Genomic DNA, 15,764 nt, shown 5'->3' with positions numbered 1-15,764 from the left:
AATTAGAAAATTTATTGAATACGCTTGCGGGAATTCTTGACTATAATGGGCAAAATTTTTAACTGAGAAGGCTATGAAAAAAGGACTCTTGATTTTGACCGCTCTTTTAGGTCTGAACGGTTGCGGTACTCTTGTTACCCTGCTTAATCCGGCTCAGCCATACAGTGCTTATGCCGGTACTAAATACGATTGGGAAATGGCGCAGAAATGGGGATTGCCTATTCTGGATCTGCCTCTTTCTTTTCTGCTGGACAGCCTGCTCCTGTCCACGTTGGCGGTACAGGAATAGGCTATGCAATTGAATCGGCAACAGCAACAGGCGGTAGAATATGTTTCCGGACCCTGTTTGGTTCTGGCCGGGGCGGGTTCGGGCAAAACTCGGGTGATTATTAATAAAATCGCCTATTTGGTGGAACAATGCGGCTATCTGCCCAAGCAGATCGCAGCGGTAACTTTTACCAATAAAGCCGCACGTGAAATGAAAGAACGTGTGGCTCATTCCATCGGTAAAAGTCAGAGTAAAGGGCTTATGGTTTCCACCTTTCATACCCTGGGTTTCGATATTATTAAACGGGAATATAAACAGTTGGGCTTTAAAGCCAATATGACCCTGTTTGATGAATATGATCAACGAACCTTACTAAAAGAGCTAAGTGAGGAATGGTTGCACCAAGACAAAGATTTGCTGAATGAATTGATAATGCAGATTTCGAACTGGAAGAACGATTTAATCTTAGCGGAGGCGGCATTGCAGGGGGCAAGGGAGCAAAAAATACAGGTGTTCGCCCAATGTTATGCCCGTTATCTGAATCAAATGCGCGCTTATAATGCGCTGGATTTTGATGATCTGATTATGCTGCCGACATTATTATTTCAGCAGCGCGAAGACATACGCCAGGCATGGCAAAACCGTATCCGCTATTTATTGGTGGACGAATACCAGGATACCAATACCAGTCAGTACGAACTGATTAAATTACTGGTGGGGGAGCGCGCCCGCTTTACCTTAGTAGGCGACGATGATCAGTCCATTTATTCGTGGCGCGGCGCCCGTCCGCAGAATATGATGCGGCTGCGCGATGACTTTTCAGCCTTAAAGGTGATTAAACTGGAACAGAATTACCGTTCCACCCGACGTATTCTGCATTGCGCGAATATTCTGATCGATAATAATCAGCATGTGTTTGATAAGAAGCTGTTTTCTCATCTGGGCGAAGGGGAAAAGATCCGGATTCTGGAAGCTAAAAACGAAGAACATGAAGCGGAACGGGTTGCGGGAGAACTGATCGCCCATCGCTTTAGTCATCAAACCAGGTATCGGGATTATGCGGTGTTGTATCGTGGCAATCATCAGTCCCGATTGCTGGAAAAAGTACTTATGCAAAACCGTATTCCTTATCGGATTTCGGGCGGAACTTCTTTTTTCTCGCGTGTCGAGATTAAAGATATGATGGCCTATTTAAGAGTGCTGGTAAATCCGGATGACGATGCGGCCTTTTTACGTATTGTTAATACGCCGAAGCGGGAAATAGGCGCGGTAACTTTAGAAAGGCTCGGCGCTCTGGCCCATAAAAAGCAAATCAGCCTGTTTGAAGCTATTTTTGAGCCGGATTTAATTCAGGAGATTACACCGAATGCCTATAACGCCCTGCAACACTTTGCCCGCTGGATTACGGCGCTAGGCGAGCAGGCGCAACGGGCGGATGCGGAAGAGGCCGTTCGTGATATGCTCTCTTCCCTGCATTATGAAGAATATTTGTACGAACAGGCAAATAATCCGAAAATGGCGGAAATGCAGAGTAAAAACCTGGCTACTCTATTCGGCTGGGTCGGTGAAATGTTGAAGGGAGATGAATTTAATCCGGCCATGAATCTAAGCCAGGTAGTCGCCCGCCTGACTCTACGCGATATGTTGGAGCGCGGCGAGGAAGAAGATGAAAGCGACCAGGTACAACTGATGACCCTGCACGCATCTAAAGGGCTGGAATTTCCCCATGTATTTATAATAGGAATGGAAGAAGGCATTTTACCTCATCAAACCAGTATTGAAGAGGATAATATTGAGGAAGAGCGACGTTTGGCCTATGTGGGAATTACCCGTGCGCAACAGAGTTTAAGCTTTATTCTGTGTAAAGAACGACGTCAGTTCGGAGAACGGTTTAAACCCGAACCCAGTCGCTTTTTACTCGAATTACCTCAGGACGATTTAATCTGGGAGCGGGACAAACCGCCGATAACGCAGGAGCAGCAACAACAGAAAACCAGTACTAATTTGGCGGGGTTGCGTGCGATGCTGAAACGGGAGAATTAGATCTGGTTAATTCGGAATGAATATTTTGTAGATAAATCAGGCAATCAATCGGCATTTTGGATTTATTTGCAAAAAATTATTTGACTTATTTACAGAAAAACGTATTATACCGCCCACAAACCGACGACGGTGAGATGGCCGAGAGGCTGAAGGCGCTCCCCTGCTAAGGGAGTATGCGGTCAAAAGCTGCATCGAGGGTTCGAATCCCTCTCTCACCGCCATTTACTCAGGGCACCCGTAGCTCAGCTGGATAGAGTACTCGGCTACGAACCGAGCGGTCAAAGGTTCGAATCCTTTCGGGTGCGCCATTTTAACTCATACTCTAGGGTTAAAAAGGCCAACAGGAAGTTATTGCAAGAGTAAATGAAAAGGTTGTATAATCCAAACCCAAATCAACGCACCCGTAGCTCAGCTGGATAGAGTACTCGGCTACGAACCGAGCGGTCAAAGGTTCGAATCCTTTCGGGTGCGCCATCTCAACTTCTTCGATATTTCAATTTTTTTCCATCTATTTCTGATTTTTATTATCTGTGTAACGGATCGTTGCTTATCGATTTAATAAGTATTTCGATGTTCTGAAAAAACTCCGGTTTTATACCGCTCTTTTGAATTTTCGGTCTTTTACTCCGGTTCTTCTGATTTATTGGCGATGGGCGAAAGTATCTGCGGTTGCGCCAGCGCCAGGGAATACCAGTTGGCAATCAGATGGGTTTGTTCGCTGTCCGGAATATCAAAAGGAATTAAACTGAGAATATCCTGATGAATGGCTAAAATATCGCCGAAACAAAGTGTACTTTTAATTTCTTCGAAAATATCCCGGTCCAGCGGACGGGCGCAGTAACCGCGCCTTATTCTACCCAGCGCCATAGCCAGATGAATCAACCCCATATTGATTTGATTGGTGGAGAGATCGGCGTGCCAATGTACGTGCAAACGATGCTGTACCCGCAGCGTAATTTCGATAATTTCATTGCTGATGAGCTGACGTTGCCTGATAAGCTCAAGGTGTAACAGAAGATCCATAGGCGTTGTATTTGGGGTCCGGAAATCTTACTTTATCTTAATTCCTACAAATTAGACAGTGCGGAAAGGATTAATTTATAGCAAAATAGACAACAAATCGGAAACAAGGAAATTTATATGCAGGCTCTTAATCTGATTAATCAATATCAAGGTTTAATCTTCGATATGGACGGTACCCTTATCGATACCATGCCCAGCCATGCTAAGGCTTGGGTAAAAGTGGGCGAATATTTCGGTTATCCTTTTCAGGGTGATGTAATGTACCGCTTTGCCGGCGCTTCGGTACATACCATTGCTTTGGAAACCATGAAGAAATACGGTATGCCGCTGGAGCAGGTCGATGAAGTCGTGGAAATGAAACGTCGTTTTGGGCGGGAGCTGTTAAAAAGCGAAGCCAGGCTATTGCCTGCAGCGGATATCGTAAAGCATTTTTTCAACCGCAAACCTATGGCTTTGGGAACGGGATCTCTGCGTCCGATAACGGATATGTTGCTCAATCGTCTTGATTTAAAGCATTATTTTAATGCGGTGGTAACCTCGGAAGATGTTGCCGCACATAAACCCGCCCCCGATACTTTTTTACGCTGCGCCCAATTAATCGAGGTGGAAGCCGAACGATGTCTGGTGTTTGAAGATGCGGATCTCGGCGTACAGGCGGGATTGGCGGCAGGTATGGATGTTTTTGACGTCAGAATCGGGCGAATTGTTAGGGATTGTTGATGTTCAGCAAAGTGAAAAAATGCTGAGAGGATTAACCCATCAGCCCTATTGCACACAATGGAAGGCGATGGATATGCGGTTTAAAGGACTTTTATAGGAATTTAATCCCCCGCCTTGCGATACGGAAAAACAAGCTCGCCTAATTAAAGCTATTTTAGTTAAAGAAAGGACGGCGGGATTATTGGCACGGGTTTATGAACGATGAACTTTGACTGGCTCTCTTGGCTGCAGATCGGGCAACAGCACGGCCCTTGCCTGATGTTTAGCAGTGCTTTTTTGAGCGCCACTTTATTGCCCGGTAATTCGGAGGTCGTATTTATCGGTCTGATGGCGGCGATTCGCTCCGGACAACCCGAGTATTTTTCTCCGGCGGCGCTGTTTTTGCTATTTACGGCAACTTTGGGAAATAGCTTGGGCGGTTTCACCAGCTATTGGTTAGGGCGTTTATTGCCCTCCTCCGGCCTGAGCCAAAAGTCCGGCGCAAAGCAACATTGGGTTATGCTGAAGCTGAAACGCTACGGGGCGGTTTTACTGCTTTTAGGTTGGTTGCCCGTACTCGGCGATATTTTTTGTAGTGCGGCGGGGTGGCTGCGGTTGCGCTGGTGTCTGGTACTGATTTTTCTGAGCTGTGGTAAATTTTTGCGCTATCTGTTTTTATTTTTTGCCTTGCCCCTTTAGTTTGACAATTGTGGTTTGAAACTAGAGAAAAAACATAAATCGCCGGAAATACAACCTATATATTCCGAGCCTAAAATGTGTAAAATATTTGCTACCATATTCGGTACCGGAAGGATTTGTTAATTTTATAATCCGCTGAAACCGAGCATAAAAAATGCAGCTCTTGAGGAGCGGCAAAATATAACCTAAGGAACCAATTTTTTTATTATATGAACAACGAAAGTCGTTCGGATAGTATGACAACAGAAAATTTGAAAAGTTCACATATTTTTTAAAAAAAAGGATCATATATGCCATTATTGGACAGTTTTAAAGTAGACCATACCAGAATGAATGCTCCGGCGGTACGTATTGCCAAAACAATGCGTACGCCGAAAGGTGATGATATCAGCGTATTCGATTTGCGTTTTTGCATACCTAATAAAGAAATTTTATCGCCTAAAGGGATTCACACATTGGAGCATTTATTTGCCGGTTTTATGCGCGAACATTTAAATGATGAAAAAACCGAAATTATCGATATCTCTCCCATGGGCTGCCGTACCGGTTTTTATATGTCCCTCATAGGTACGCCGAGCGAGCAGCAGGTTGTTTCCGCCTGGACGGCGGCAATGAAGGATGTTCTGGAGGTGAAGGATCAGAGCAAAATTCCCGAGCTGAACGAATATCAATGCGGCACTTATACGGAACATTCCCTGGAGGACGCACGTCAAATTGCACATAATGTGTTGGAACGCGGTATCGGGATTAACCGCAATGAAGATCTGCTGTTGGATGAAAAATTGCTAAATCCTTAATTAGTTATCCGTATGCGGATTATTTACTTTCGATCAAAAGGGTAAGATTATGACGACAATTGGTACGGCGTTAACGCCAAAAGCGACAAAAGTAATGATGTTAGGCGCGGGGGAACTGGGCAAAGAGGTTGTAATTGAATTACAACGACTGGGGGTTGAAGTTATCGCCGTGGATCGCTACGAGAATGCGCCGGCCCAGCAGGTGGCACACCGCGCCTATACTATTTCCATGTTGGATGCCGCCGCACTAAAAGCGTTGGTAGAAAAGGAAAAACCGGATTATATCGTGCCGGAAGTGGAAGCCATTGCGACTTCGGCTTTAATTGAACTGGAGCAGGCGGGGTTTAAGGTGGTGCCAACGGCCAAAGCCACGCAACTGACCATGAACCGTGAAGGGATCCGGCGTCTGGCGGCGGAAGAACTGAAATTACCGACTTCAAATTATCGCTTTGTGGATAATGCGGAAGACTTTCGCCGAGCGGTGGGAGAGATAGGTATGCCTTGCGTGGTCAAGCCGATTATGTCTTCTTCCGGACATGGTCAGTCGGTAATCAGAAGCGAAGGGGATATTGACAGCGCCTGGCAATATGCTCAGCAAGGCGGCCGGGCGGGGGCAGGGCGTGTCATTGTGGAAGGCTTTGTGCGCTTTGATTATGAAATTACCCTGTTGACGGTACGCCATATCGGCGGCACTTCCTTTTTGGCACCTATAGGACACCGTCAGGAAAACGGTGATTATCGTGAATCCTGGCAGCCGCAGGCCATGTCCGAAACTGCCTTGCGTAAGGCGCAGGATATTGCCGAAAAAATCACTTCCGCCCTCGGCGGACGCGGTATTTTCGGCGTAGAAATGTTTGTTTGCGGCGATGAGGTTATCTTTAATGAAGTTTCTCCTCGTCCGCATGATACCGGCATGGTTACCATGATTTCACAGGAATTATCCGAATTTGCTCTGCACGCCCGCGCAATTTTAGGTTTACCGGTGCCGGCGGAGATTCCTTTACTCAGCCCTTCCGCTTCCAAAGCGGTGGTAGTGGAAGGCACCTCCGAACAGGTATGTTTTGCCAACCTGGAACAGGTACTGGCGGAACCTCATACGGATATCCGCCTGTTCGGTAAAGGGAAAGTAGAGGGACACCGCCGTATGGGCGTGATCCTGGCCCGCGACCTGTCGGTACGGGAAGCTTTGGCAAAAGCCGTACGCGCCGCTGATAAACTACAGATTATCTTATAATGATTATCTCGCCCCTTTGCCGCTTGTAAATAGAAGGCGAGATACGGCAAAGGGGAAAAGAGCGGTCATTTTCAGCAAGGATTTTTTATGACGGAACAGATAAAGGAAACGGGGCCGACTATTGCACTGGTTGCCGGTGAAGTTTCCGGCGATATACTGGGCGCAGGTTTGATTCGCGCCCTAAAAACCACTTATCCCCAGGCCCGCTTTATCGGTATCGCCGGTAAACAGATGTTGGAAGAAGGCTGTGAGAGCATGGCGGATATGGAAGATATTGCGGTAATGGGACTGGCGGAAGTACTGAAACATTTACCGCGTTTACTGAAAATCCGTAAACGCCTGACCGAGAATATGCTGGCGCTCAGACCGGATATTTTTATCGGTATCGATGCTCCGGACTTTAATCTGCCGATTGAAGCAGCATTGAAAAGTGCCGGTATCAAAACCGTGCATTATGTCAGCCCCTCCGTTTGGGCTTGGCGCCAGAAACGAATTTATAAAATCGCTCGTGCGACGGATCTGGTACTGGCTTTTTTGCCCTTTGAAAAAGCCTTTTATGATCGTTTCCAGGTACCTTGCCGCTTTGTCGGGCATACGATGGCGGACAGTATTCCGCTTAAGCCCAATCGCAACGAAGCCTGCCGTATTCTAAATATTGATGAGCAACAAGGTTATGTGGCGATTCTGGTCGGTAGCCGCAGTGCCGAAGTGGAATTTCTGAGCGAGCCTTTCCTACAGGCGGCGCAATTGCTGAAAGCACGCTATCCCGATATTCGCTTTTTGGTACCGCTGATTAATGAAAAACGGCGCCGCCAATTCGAAGAGATTAAGGCGCGGGTCGCTCCCGAGCTTGAGATGATTCTGCTCGAAGGCAATGCCCGTCAGGCAATGATTGCGGCGGAAGCGACATTGTTGGCTTCCGGTACCGCGGCGCTGGAATGTATGTTGTGTAAGTCGCCGATGGTGGTAGGCTATCGTATGAAAGAACTGACCTATTTTTTAGCCAAGCGCTTAGTGAAAACCAAATATATTTCGTTGCCCAATCTGTTGGCGGACGAAATGCTGGTACCGGAACTGATTCAACAGGAATGCAACGGCCCGCAGCTGGCGGAAGCTATCGCCCCTTATTTAGCGAGGGACAGCGAGGGACTATGCCGGCGAGCTTCTCTGATTCAACGCTTTACGGAACTGCATCGGCTTATTCAATGTGATGCGGATAAACAGGCGGCTCAGGCGGTAACGGATCTTTTACAGGGCAAAAAATATGACGGATAAGTTTGTATATCCGCCGAATATCAAGCTGATAGCCGGTGTTGATGAGGTGGGGCGAGGCCCGCTTGTGGGCGCCGTGGTTACGGCGGCGGTCATCCTTGATCCCGCCCGCCCGATTGAGGGATTGGCGGACAGTAAAAAACTCTCACATAAAAAGCGTTTGCTATTGGCTCAGGAAATTAAAGATAAGGCGCTGGCATGGGCCTTGGGGCGTGCCGAAGCGGAAGAAATAGACCGCATCAATATTTTACAGGCGACTATGTTGGCGATGCAGCGGGCGGTGCAAGCCTTGTCAATTCCGCCTCAGTTGGTACTGGTGGACGGCAACCGATTGCCCAAACTAAGTATACCGGCACAGGCGGTGGTTAAGGGTGATAGCAGGGTGGCGGAGATCAGCGCCGCCTCTATTTTGGCTAAAGTAACCCGAGATCTGGAAATGGAAGCATTGGATAAAAGCTTTCCCCAATACGGATTTGCCCAACACAAAGGGTACCCTACCGCCCTGCATCTGGAAAAATTAGCCGAATTCGGTGCGCTGCCTCAACATCGGCGCAGCTTTGCACCTGTTCGTCGCCTGTTGAATAACGTATAATCTTGAATCGGACGGAATTTTTTAATGCTTGAAACGGGGCAGTCTATGAGCGAACGCTTACTCGGTTGGGTTAATATGCCGCTATTTTGGGTAATGATTTTACTGGCTACGGCAATTTTGTTGTTTATCCGCAATAAAATCCGTATGGACGTAGTGGCGTTACTGGTTATGCTGGCATTCTGCCTGAGCGGCATTCTGACGGTGCAGGAAGTGTTCGCCGGTTTCAGTGATCCCAATGTTATTTTGATCGCCTTATTGTTTATTGTGGGCGAGGGACTGGTACGCACCGGAGTGGCTTATCAGGTAAGCGAATGGCTGATGAAGGCGGCCGGTAACAGCGAAACCAAAGTATTGGTGTTACTGATGCTAGCCGTAACCGGATTAGGCTCCTTTATGAGTTCGACCGGGGTGGTAGCGATTTTTATTCCGGTGGTACTGGTCATTTGCCGACAGATGAATATTTCGCCGAAACGATTGATGATGCCTCTGAGTATTGCCGGTTTGATTAGCGGTATGATGACTCTTATCGCTACCGCCCCTAATCTGGTGGTAAATGCCGAGTTGGTACGTGAGGTGGGGATTCGTTTCAGCTTCTTTTCATTTACCCCGATCGGATTGGTGGTTTTGTTGCTCGGCATTATATATGTATTACTGACCCGGCGCTGGTTGGGAGGCGATAATGAACAGGCTCCGGATTTAACCAGTAAACGTTCCATTAATAATCTGATTGAAGAATACCAGCTGCGTGATCGTACCAAACGTTTTGTGGTAAGACCCGGCTCGACCTTTATTAATAAGCCGCTGGAAGCTCTTTCCCTGCGCTCCGATTACGGTCTTAATGTACTGGCGATTGAACGTTGGAAACGTTTTCGGCCGGTATTTTTAACCGCTTTCGGCTCCTCCGAAATTCGAGAAAAGGATATTCTGATTATTGATATCAGTAATCCGGAGCTGAATCTGGAAGAATTTTGCCGTCAGCATAATCTGGAACCCGCAGATATTCAGGGACATAGTTTTGTGGAACAGACTAAATCCATAGGTATGGCGGAACTTACGCCGGTGCCGGATTCGGACTGTATCGGTAAGTCGGCCATTGATCTACGTATCCGTACCAGTTACGGCGTCAGCCTGGTCGGGATTAAACGGGACGGTGAAATCTTAAATGGCAATCTGGCGGATATCAGCTTTAGGCTCGGCGACTTATTACTGGTGGTAGGAGAGTGGAGGGCCATTCATCAAATCCGTAATAATACCAAGGATTTCTTTGTATTAAGCTACCCTTCCGATATCAGCGCGGCGGTTCCCGCCGGCAGCCAGGCGGCACACGCGGTTTTCTCCGTGCTGACTATGGTCGTATTGATGGTAAGCGGTGTGGTACCTAATGTGATTGCAGCGCTGATTGCTTGTCTTATGTTGGGAAAATTCCGTTGTATCGATGCGAAAAGCGCTTATGACAGCATTCATTGGCCAAGCTTGATTTTGATTATAGGAATGATGCCTTTCTCCATCGCATTGCAGAAAACCGGCGGGGTAAACCTGATTGTGGAAGCTATGTTGCAGGTCGTGGGGGGCTGGGGCGTACATGCCATTTTAATGGGACTGTTTATTTTGTGTGCGGTCGTAGGGTTGTTTATTTCCAATACCGCCACGGCAATTTTAATGGCACCTATTGCTATCAGTATGGCTCATCAGCTAAATGTTTCGCCGGTACCTTTTGCTATGCTAGTGGCGATTGCCGCTTCCGCCGCCTTTATGACCCCGATTTCTTCACCGGTAAATACCATGGTGCTGGGCCCGGGCGGTTATAAATTCAGCGATTTCGTGAAAATAGGCGTGCCTTTTACCTTATTGGTGATGTTGGCAAGTGTTTTTCTTATTCCGTTGCTGTTCCCGTTGTAATGCCCTTTGGCTGGCATCGGCGGTAGTGCGCATAAAAATAAAATAAAAAAGAGGCAAAAAATGACCGCACTTTTAAAAATCGGATTGGTATCCGTATCGGATCGCGCTTCACAGGGCGTATATCAGGATCAGGGCATTCCCCATTTACAATCTTGGCTGGAACGGGCGCTGAATACGCCCGTTAGTTTCGAAACCCGCTTGATCCCTGATGAACAGGCGGAAATTGAAGCGACGCTGATTGAACTGGTAGACCGCCATCAATGTCAGTTGGTGCTGACAACCGGTGGTACCGGACCGTCAAAACGAGATGTTACGCCGGAAGCCACTTTGGCGGTAGCCGAACGGGAAATGCCGGGCTTCGGCGAACAAATGCGTCAGATAAGTCTGCATTTTGTGCCGACGGCGATATTATCTCGTCAGGTAGGCGTAATCCGCAAAAATAGCCTGATTCTGAACTTGCCCGGTCAACCTAAGGCGATTCAGGAAACCTTGGAAGGCGTGAAAGACGCGCAGGGAAAAGTGCTGGTGAAAGGCATTTTTGCTGCGGTTCCTTATTGTCTCCAACTGATCGACGGCATTTATATTGATACCGATCCGGCGGTGATTGAATCTTTTCGTCCGAAATCGGCGCGTCGCTAAACTTGTTTTAACAAGGAGAAAAAATGAAAAAAATCGAAGCTATTATCAAACCTTTCAAACTGGACGATGTACGTGAGGCGTTGGCAGATATCGGGATTACCGGAATGACGGTCATGGAAGTACGCGGATTCGGACGTCAGCGCGGACATACGGAATTATATCGCGGTGCGGAATATATGGTGGATTTTCTGCCGAAGGTCAAAATGGAAATTATCGTGGCGGACGATCATGTGGATCAATGTATTGATGCCATTATTGAACATGCTCATACCGGAAAGATCGGCGACGGTAAAATTTTCGTTTATGATGCGGAGCGGGTAATCCGGATCCGTACCGGCGAAGAAAACGAAGAAGCGATTTAATCTTCCGTGCCGGATATTTACAAGGCTTTATATAATGAAAACGGCGTCTTCGGCGGCCGTTTTTTTATCCTGTTACATTTATATATTTGACCTAAATGTTGAATAACAATAGTTAAAGTGCGGTAGGTTTTATGGCAAAAAATTCTTCTTTGAGCGGGTTTTTATTGGGTGCGGCGGCACTGGTTGTGATCCTGGCCGGTATAAAAATGGCGGGAGAAATAGTGGTACCCTTTCTCATGGCCTTATTTATCGCCATTATTTGTTCGCCGATTATTAAATTTATGACTGCGCGCAGATTACCTCATTGGTTGGCGGTAAGTGTTTTATTTTTATTTATTGTGCTGATCTTTTTCTTTCTGATCGGGTTGATTAACAGCTCGGTGCGGGAGTTTACTCAATCCATGCCTCAATACCGATTATTGTTGGCACAGCGTTTGAGCGATATTAACGGGCTGGCGCAGAGCTGGAATCTGCCTTTATCGCTACAGCATGAAAAGGTTTTGGAACAATTGGATCCGAGTGCGATGATGAATTTCGTCAGCAAAATGCTGCTTAATTTTTCCAATGTGGTTTCCAATGCTTTTATTCTTATTCTGGTTGTGATTTTTATGTTGGCGGAAGCGCCCTTTGCAAAGCGTAAAGTAGCACTGGCGCTGAGCAAAGATAAAACCCAGTTTGTAGCTCAGGAACAGTATATCGACCGAATTTTACAGGGAGTAATCAGCTATCTGGGGGTAAAAACCCTGATGAGTTTGCTAACTGCGCTTTGCATCTGGGCGTTGCTTGAAGTATTCCAGGTACAGTATGCGGTGCTATGGGCGACCTTGAGTTTTCTGTTTAACTATATTCCGAATATAGGTTCGGTAATTGCTGCTGTTCCTATTGTTTTGCAAGCGCTGCTGCTGAATGGCTTTTCCGTCGGCTTTGCGGTCAGCATCGGGGTGATCCTGATTAATATGCTGATCGGAAATATTCTGGAGCCGCGCCTCATGGGGAAAAAACTGGGACTCTCTACTCTGATTGTATTTTTATCCCTATTATTCTGGGGTTGGTTATTGGGAACCGTAGGCATGCTACTATCCGTACCCTTGACGATGGCATTGAAAATCGCATTGGAAGTTAATCCGGCAACGGTGCACTATGCGGCATTATTGGGTGATGGAGAGGAAAAAGATGAAATTCGCAAAGAGGCGGATGGCAACCAATAAATCGGCGAGAAAAAGTAAGGGCGTAATATACGCCCTTACTTATTTGTACGAAGATTAACGGAACAGGTTGCGGGTGCGGGGTTTATGCCGTTTGAACTGGCTGATGAGGATCAGCCCCAGCAATAATGTATAGAAGGCGAAAATCACGACAATCCATTGTGCCATGGAAAAGCCGAGGAAAGACCAGGCTATTTCGCTGCACGAACCGGAAGGGCTGAATATATAAGGAAACCATTTATCCAGCGGTAAGGTTTGAGGAAATTCCGCCACATAGGAACATTGATTCCAAGGACCGGGATTGGTTTGATAATCCACATGTTTAAGCGCCAGAAACAGCCCTTTTACCGAACTTATCAGCCCCGTTGCTAAGGCGAATAAGCGAAATAGCCAGAATGCCGGAAATAAGGCCCCGATTAATCCGGCCAACAGAATCCCTGCCAATGCGACACGTTCATAAACACACATGACGCAAGGCTGTAAATGCATACCGTGTTGGAAATAAAGTGCGGTCAGTTCCAGCGCGAGTGCGGAAAAAGCCAGTAACAGCCAACCGCCGCGTCCAACCGAAAGAGTTTTAAAATAAGTTAGCATCGGGATTCCTTTTTATTTAGCATATTATACCGGCGTTGCCTGAATCAGACCTGCCTGTGTCATCCACTCCGTCATCATCGGCAAAATAAATTCTACCGCTAATAACCCCACGATGGACAATACGATGGTATAAGGCAGCGCCATGTACACCATTCTACCATAAGAGAGGCGAATCAGCGGTGCCAGAGAGGAGGTAAGCAGGAATAAAAATGCCGCTTGTCCGTTCGGGGTTGCGACCGAAGGTAAATTGGTACCGGTATTAATGGCCACCGCAAGCATTTCGAACTGATTCAAGGATACGATGCCGGCATGTAATGCCGCTTTGGCCTCATTAATATAAACCGTACCCACGAACACATTATCGGAAATAGAAGAAAGCAGACCGTTAAAAATATAAAACAGCATTAACTGAGTGCTTTCTTCAGCGGTCAGTACGAAATGAATAATAGGGGCAAATAATTTTTGATCGACAATGACCGCCACCACGGAGAAAAAGACCACTAACAGCGCAGTAAAGGGTAAGGATTCCTGAAAGGCTTTACCCAACTCGTGTTCGCTGGTTATTCCGCATAAAGAAGTAGCAAAAATAATTACGCTCAGTCCGATCAATCCGACCGAAGCTAAATGGAAAGCCAGACCGATAATCAACCAGATACCTATAAGTCCCTGGGTAAATAATTTGATACGCTGACGGTTATCCATTTTCATCTGTTGACTACGATCGAATTTCGCCAATACCCCCCAAATTTTACGCGGCAGTTTGGCCCCGTAACCGAATAAGCGCAGTTTTTCGATTAAGACGCAGGTAAAGGCGCCGAAGATCAGGGTCGGAATTGAAACCGGAGCCATACGCAGGAAAAACTCACCGAACTCCCAGCCGGATTGTTCGGCGATAATCAGGTTTTGGGGTTCGCCGACCATGGTCATTACGCCGCCTAATGCGGTACCCACCCCGGCATGCATTACCAGGCTGCGTAAAAATGCGCGGAATTGTTCCAATGTTGCCTGATTTTTACCGATCTTGCTGTCATTGGTTACATCACTTGGATCATAAAAACCGACGCCGGAGGCCACTTTATGGTAAACCGCATAGAAGCCCATCATAACGCTTAAAATTACGGCGATAACGGTTAAGGCATCCAGAAATGCGGATAAAAAAGCGGAGCTAAGACAGAACGCCAGCGAAAGTGCGATTTTTGAGCGGATGCTGAGCAACAGTTTGGTAAAAACAAATAGCAACAGTTGCTTCATAAAGAAAATTCCCGCCACCATAAACATCAGCAGCAGAATAACCTCAAAGTTTGCAATGATTTCCGCTTTTACATGAGCGGGGCTGGTCATACCTATGATAACCGCCTCAATCGCCAGTAAACCGCCGGGCTGGAGCGGATAACATTTCAGCGCCATAGCCAGGGTAAAAATAAATTCCGCTACTAAGGCCCAGCCGGCAATAAAAGGATCCACAAAAAAGAATAGAATCGGATTCAGCACCAGAAAACCGAGAATAGCCTGCTTATACCATGTCGGACTTGCACCCAAAAAGTTTTTAAAAAATGCTTGTGTATAATTCATTGTTGTGATTACCTTTTATCTGTTATTAAAATAAGAGTGATACGATTGTAATATATATTGCTTTAAAGGATAATAGAAAAAACAAGTTTTTGATAAGCATGTCATATTTTAATTTCTCCTCAATGTCGGAATAAATGCCTATGAGTTATAACCAGCCCCTGTTAAAAGCACGAAGCCCGGCGGCTTTAGCGGAAGAATATATTGTCCAGAGCATCTGGAATAACCGTTTTCCGCCCGGTTCGGATTTGCCCGCCGAACGTGAGCTGGCCGATAAAATCGGTGTAACACGCACTACCTTGCGTGAGGTTCTGCAGCGTTTGGCGCGCGACGGGTGGCTTAATATTCAGCATGGTAAACCGACAAAAGTTAATGATGTATGGCAGACCTCAGGTTTAAATATTCTTGAAGTCTTGGTTCGTTTGGACAGCGCCACCTCTCCTGCATTAATCGCTAATATGCTTTCCGCACGAACCAATATCGCCTCTATTTATGTACCCAAGGCTTTTAAAATTGCCGGCGGAGAATCGCAGGCGATTTTTTCTTCTTTGGATACTTTGGAGGACAATGCACAGGCTTACACGGCGTTTGACTACCATTTGTTTCATAAGCTGGCATTTACCTCCGGCAATCCTATTTACGGATTGATTCTTAACAGCCTGAAAGCCCTCTATACCCGAGTCGGGCATTTTTATTTTTCCCGGCCGCAGGCCAGAGCCCTGGCTTATAAATTTTATTCGGATCTTAAAATCATGGGTGAGCATCAGGCCGTAGATGAAATCGCCGCCCGTATCCGTCAGTATGGTAAAGAAAGTGCAGTTATCTGGACCGAACTGAAAGATGAATTGCTTGATTATTTGATCGAATAA

The 15,764-nt window shown here is 46.7% G+C and carries 16 protein-coding genes and 3 tRNA genes; 16 read left to right on the top strand and 3 right to left on the bottom strand.

Annotated features, from left to right (window positions below):
• Positions 1-73 precede the first annotated feature (73 nt).
• From EDC45_RS05585 to EDC45_RS05565, 5 genes are all read left to right on the top strand, one after another.
• A complete protein-coding gene (locus EDC45_RS05585; protein ID WP_133544309.1) occupies positions 74-289 on the top strand; it encodes a YceK/YidQ family lipoprotein in 216 nt (71 codons plus the stop codon).
• A gap of 3 nt (positions 290-292) precedes the next feature.
• Entirely contained in the window at positions 293-2,311 is a 2,019-nt protein-coding gene (gene rep / locus EDC45_RS05580; RefSeq protein WP_133544307.1) for a DNA helicase Rep, read from the top strand.
• Between the two features lie 128 nt (positions 2,312-2,439).
• Positions 2,440-2,532 (top strand) — tRNA-Ser (locus tag EDC45_RS05575).
• A gap of 10 nt (positions 2,533-2,542) precedes the next feature.
• Positions 2,543-2,619: transfer RNA gene (locus EDC45_RS05570), tRNA-Arg, on the top strand.
• Positions 2,620-2,708: 89 nt separating this feature from the next.
• A tRNA-Arg gene (locus EDC45_RS05565) sits at positions 2,709-2,785 on the top strand.
• 147 nt (positions 2,786-2,932) lie between these two features.
• On the opposite strand, the gene EDC45_RS05560 is transcribed toward EDC45_RS05565, so the two are convergent.
• The gene (locus tag EDC45_RS05560; protein WP_133544305.1) at positions 2,933-3,334 is read right to left on the bottom strand and encodes a hypothetical protein; all 402 of its coding nucleotides are present in this window, start codon (positions 3,332-3,334) and stop codon (positions 2,933-2,935) included.
• A 117-nt stretch (positions 3,335-3,451) separates the two neighbouring features.
• Between EDC45_RS05560 and EDC45_RS05555 the strand changes: the two genes are divergently transcribed.
• The 10 genes from EDC45_RS05555 to EDC45_RS05510 all read left to right on the top strand — a co-directional run bounded on the left by EDC45_RS05555 (position 3,452) and on the right by EDC45_RS05510 (position 12,735).
• Positions 3,452-4,054, top strand: coding sequence for a beta-phosphoglucomutase family hydrolase (locus EDC45_RS05555; RefSeq protein ID WP_133544303.1), 603 nt, complete (start codon positions 3,452-3,454; stop codon positions 4,052-4,054).
• Between the two features lie 201 nt (positions 4,055-4,255).
• On the top strand, positions 4,256-4,732 hold the full coding sequence (locus EDC45_RS05550; RefSeq protein WP_133544301.1) for a YqaA family protein: 477 nt from the start codon (positions 4,256-4,258) through the stop codon (positions 4,730-4,732).
• A 290-nt stretch (positions 4,733-5,022) separates the two neighbouring features.
• On the top strand, positions 5,023-5,529 hold the full coding sequence (gene luxS / locus EDC45_RS05545; protein ID WP_133544298.1) for an S-ribosylhomocysteine lyase: 507 nt from the start codon (positions 5,023-5,025) through the stop codon (positions 5,527-5,529).
• A 49-nt stretch (positions 5,530-5,578) separates the two neighbouring features.
• Positions 5,579-6,763, top strand: coding sequence for a formate-dependent phosphoribosylglycinamide formyltransferase (gene purT / locus EDC45_RS05540; protein WP_133544296.1), 1,185 nt, complete (start codon positions 5,579-5,581; stop codon positions 6,761-6,763).
• Positions 6,764-6,850: 87 nt separating this feature from the next.
• Positions 6,851-8,038, top strand: a complete 1,188-nt coding sequence (gene lpxB, locus EDC45_RS05535) for a lipid-A-disaccharide synthase (RefSeq protein WP_133544294.1) — start codon at positions 6,851-6,853, stop codon at positions 8,036-8,038.
• Entirely contained in the window at positions 8,028-8,627 is a 600-nt protein-coding gene (gene rnhB, locus EDC45_RS05530) for a ribonuclease HII (protein ID WP_133544292.1), read from the top strand. The genes lpxB and rnhB overlap by 11 nt, the downstream gene beginning before the upstream one ends.
• Before the next feature lie 45 nt (positions 8,628-8,672).
• Entirely contained in the window at positions 8,673-10,526 is a 1,854-nt protein-coding gene (locus tag EDC45_RS05525) for an SLC13 family permease (protein WP_133544516.1), read from the top strand.
• A 60-nt stretch (positions 10,527-10,586) separates the two neighbouring features.
• Positions 10,587-11,165, top strand: coding sequence for a molybdopterin adenylyltransferase (gene mog, locus EDC45_RS05520; RefSeq protein ID WP_133544291.1), 579 nt, complete (start codon positions 10,587-10,589; stop codon positions 11,163-11,165).
• Between the two features lie 23 nt (positions 11,166-11,188).
• Entirely contained in the window at positions 11,189-11,527 is a 339-nt protein-coding gene (gene glnB / locus EDC45_RS05515) for a nitrogen regulatory protein P-II (RefSeq protein WP_133544289.1), read from the top strand.
• Positions 11,528-11,658: 131 nt separating this feature from the next.
• Entirely contained in the window at positions 11,659-12,735 is a 1,077-nt protein-coding gene (locus EDC45_RS05510; protein WP_133544287.1) for an AI-2E family transporter, read from the top strand.
• A gap of 54 nt (positions 12,736-12,789) precedes the next feature.
• Here EDC45_RS05510 and dsbB read toward each other — a convergent pair whose 3' ends face one another.
• Together dsbB and nhaB are read right to left on the bottom strand one after the other, a co-directional pair.
• Complete coding sequence (gene dsbB, locus EDC45_RS05505; protein ID WP_133544286.1) at positions 12,790-13,326, bottom strand: disulfide bond formation protein DsbB; 537 nt, start codon at positions 13,324-13,326, stop codon at positions 12,790-12,792.
• A gap of 24 nt (positions 13,327-13,350) precedes the next feature.
• The gene (gene nhaB / locus EDC45_RS05500) at positions 13,351-14,898 is read right to left on the bottom strand and encodes a Na(+)/H(+) antiporter NhaB (protein WP_133544284.1); all 1,548 of its coding nucleotides are present in this window, start codon (positions 14,896-14,898) and stop codon (positions 13,351-13,353) included.
• Between the two features lie 140 nt (positions 14,899-15,038).
• Here nhaB and fadR point away from each other — a divergent pair, with 140 nt between their 5' ends.
• Positions 15,039-15,764 (top strand): fatty acid metabolism transcriptional regulator FadR, encoded by a 726-nt coding sequence (fadR, locus tag EDC45_RS05495; protein ID WP_133544282.1) that lies wholly within the window; start codon positions 15,039-15,041, stop codon positions 15,762-15,764.

Origin of the sequence: Mesocricetibacter intestinalis (assembly GCF_004363295.1) — a bacterium.
GTDB classification, from domain to species: domain Bacteria; phylum Pseudomonadota; class Gammaproteobacteria; order Enterobacterales; family Pasteurellaceae; genus Mesocricetibacter; species Mesocricetibacter intestinalis.
Note: the sequence above shows the minus strand (reverse complement) of the source record. Positions and strands in the feature narration are given on the sequence as shown.

Excerpts from the sequence above, each read along its gene's own strand:
- nhaB (WP_133544284.1), bottom strand. The coding sequence starts at position 14,898 with ATGAATTATACACAAGCATTTTTTAAAAACTTTTTGGGTGCAAGTCCG.
- rep (WP_133544307.1), top strand. The coding sequence starts at position 293 with ATGCAATTGAATCGGCAACAGCAACAGGCGGTAGAATATGTTTCCGGA.
- mog (WP_133544291.1), top strand. The coding sequence starts at position 10,587 with ATGACCGCACTTTTAAAAATCGGATTGGTATCCGTATCGGATCGCGCT.
- EDC45_RS05560 (WP_133544305.1), bottom strand. The coding sequence starts at position 3,334 with ATGGATCTTCTGTTACACCTTGAGCTTATCAGGCAACGTCAGCTCATC.
- fadR (WP_133544282.1), top strand. The coding sequence starts at position 15,039 with ATGAGTTATAACCAGCCCCTGTTAAAAGCACGAAGCCCGGCGGCTTTA.
- EDC45_RS05510 (WP_133544287.1), top strand. The coding sequence starts at position 11,659 with ATGGCAAAAAATTCTTCTTTGAGCGGGTTTTTATTGGGTGCGGCGGCA.
- luxS (WP_133544298.1), top strand. The coding sequence starts at position 5,023 with ATGCCATTATTGGACAGTTTTAAAGTAGACCATACCAGAATGAATGCT.
- dsbB (WP_133544286.1), bottom strand. The coding sequence starts at position 13,326 with ATGCTAACTTATTTTAAAACTCTTTCGGTTGGACGCGGCGGTTGGCTG.
- purT (WP_133544296.1), top strand. The coding sequence starts at position 5,579 with ATGACGACAATTGGTACGGCGTTAACGCCAAAAGCGACAAAAGTAATG.
- EDC45_RS05550 (WP_133544301.1), top strand. The coding sequence starts at position 4,256 with ATGAACTTTGACTGGCTCTCTTGGCTGCAGATCGGGCAACAGCACGGC.
- EDC45_RS05555 (WP_133544303.1), top strand. The coding sequence starts at position 3,452 with ATGCAGGCTCTTAATCTGATTAATCAATATCAAGGTTTAATCTTCGAT.
- glnB (WP_133544289.1), top strand. The coding sequence starts at position 11,189 with ATGAAAAAAATCGAAGCTATTATCAAACCTTTCAAACTGGACGATGTA.
- rnhB (WP_133544292.1), top strand. The coding sequence starts at position 8,028 with ATGACGGATAAGTTTGTATATCCGCCGAATATCAAGCTGATAGCCGGT.
- lpxB (WP_133544294.1), top strand. The coding sequence starts at position 6,851 with ATGACGGAACAGATAAAGGAAACGGGGCCGACTATTGCACTGGTTGCC.
- EDC45_RS05525 (WP_133544516.1), top strand. The coding sequence starts at position 8,673 with ATGAGCGAACGCTTACTCGGTTGGGTTAATATGCCGCTATTTTGGGTA.
- EDC45_RS05585 (WP_133544309.1), top strand. The coding sequence starts at position 74 with ATGAAAAAAGGACTCTTGATTTTGACCGCTCTTTTAGGTCTGAACGGT.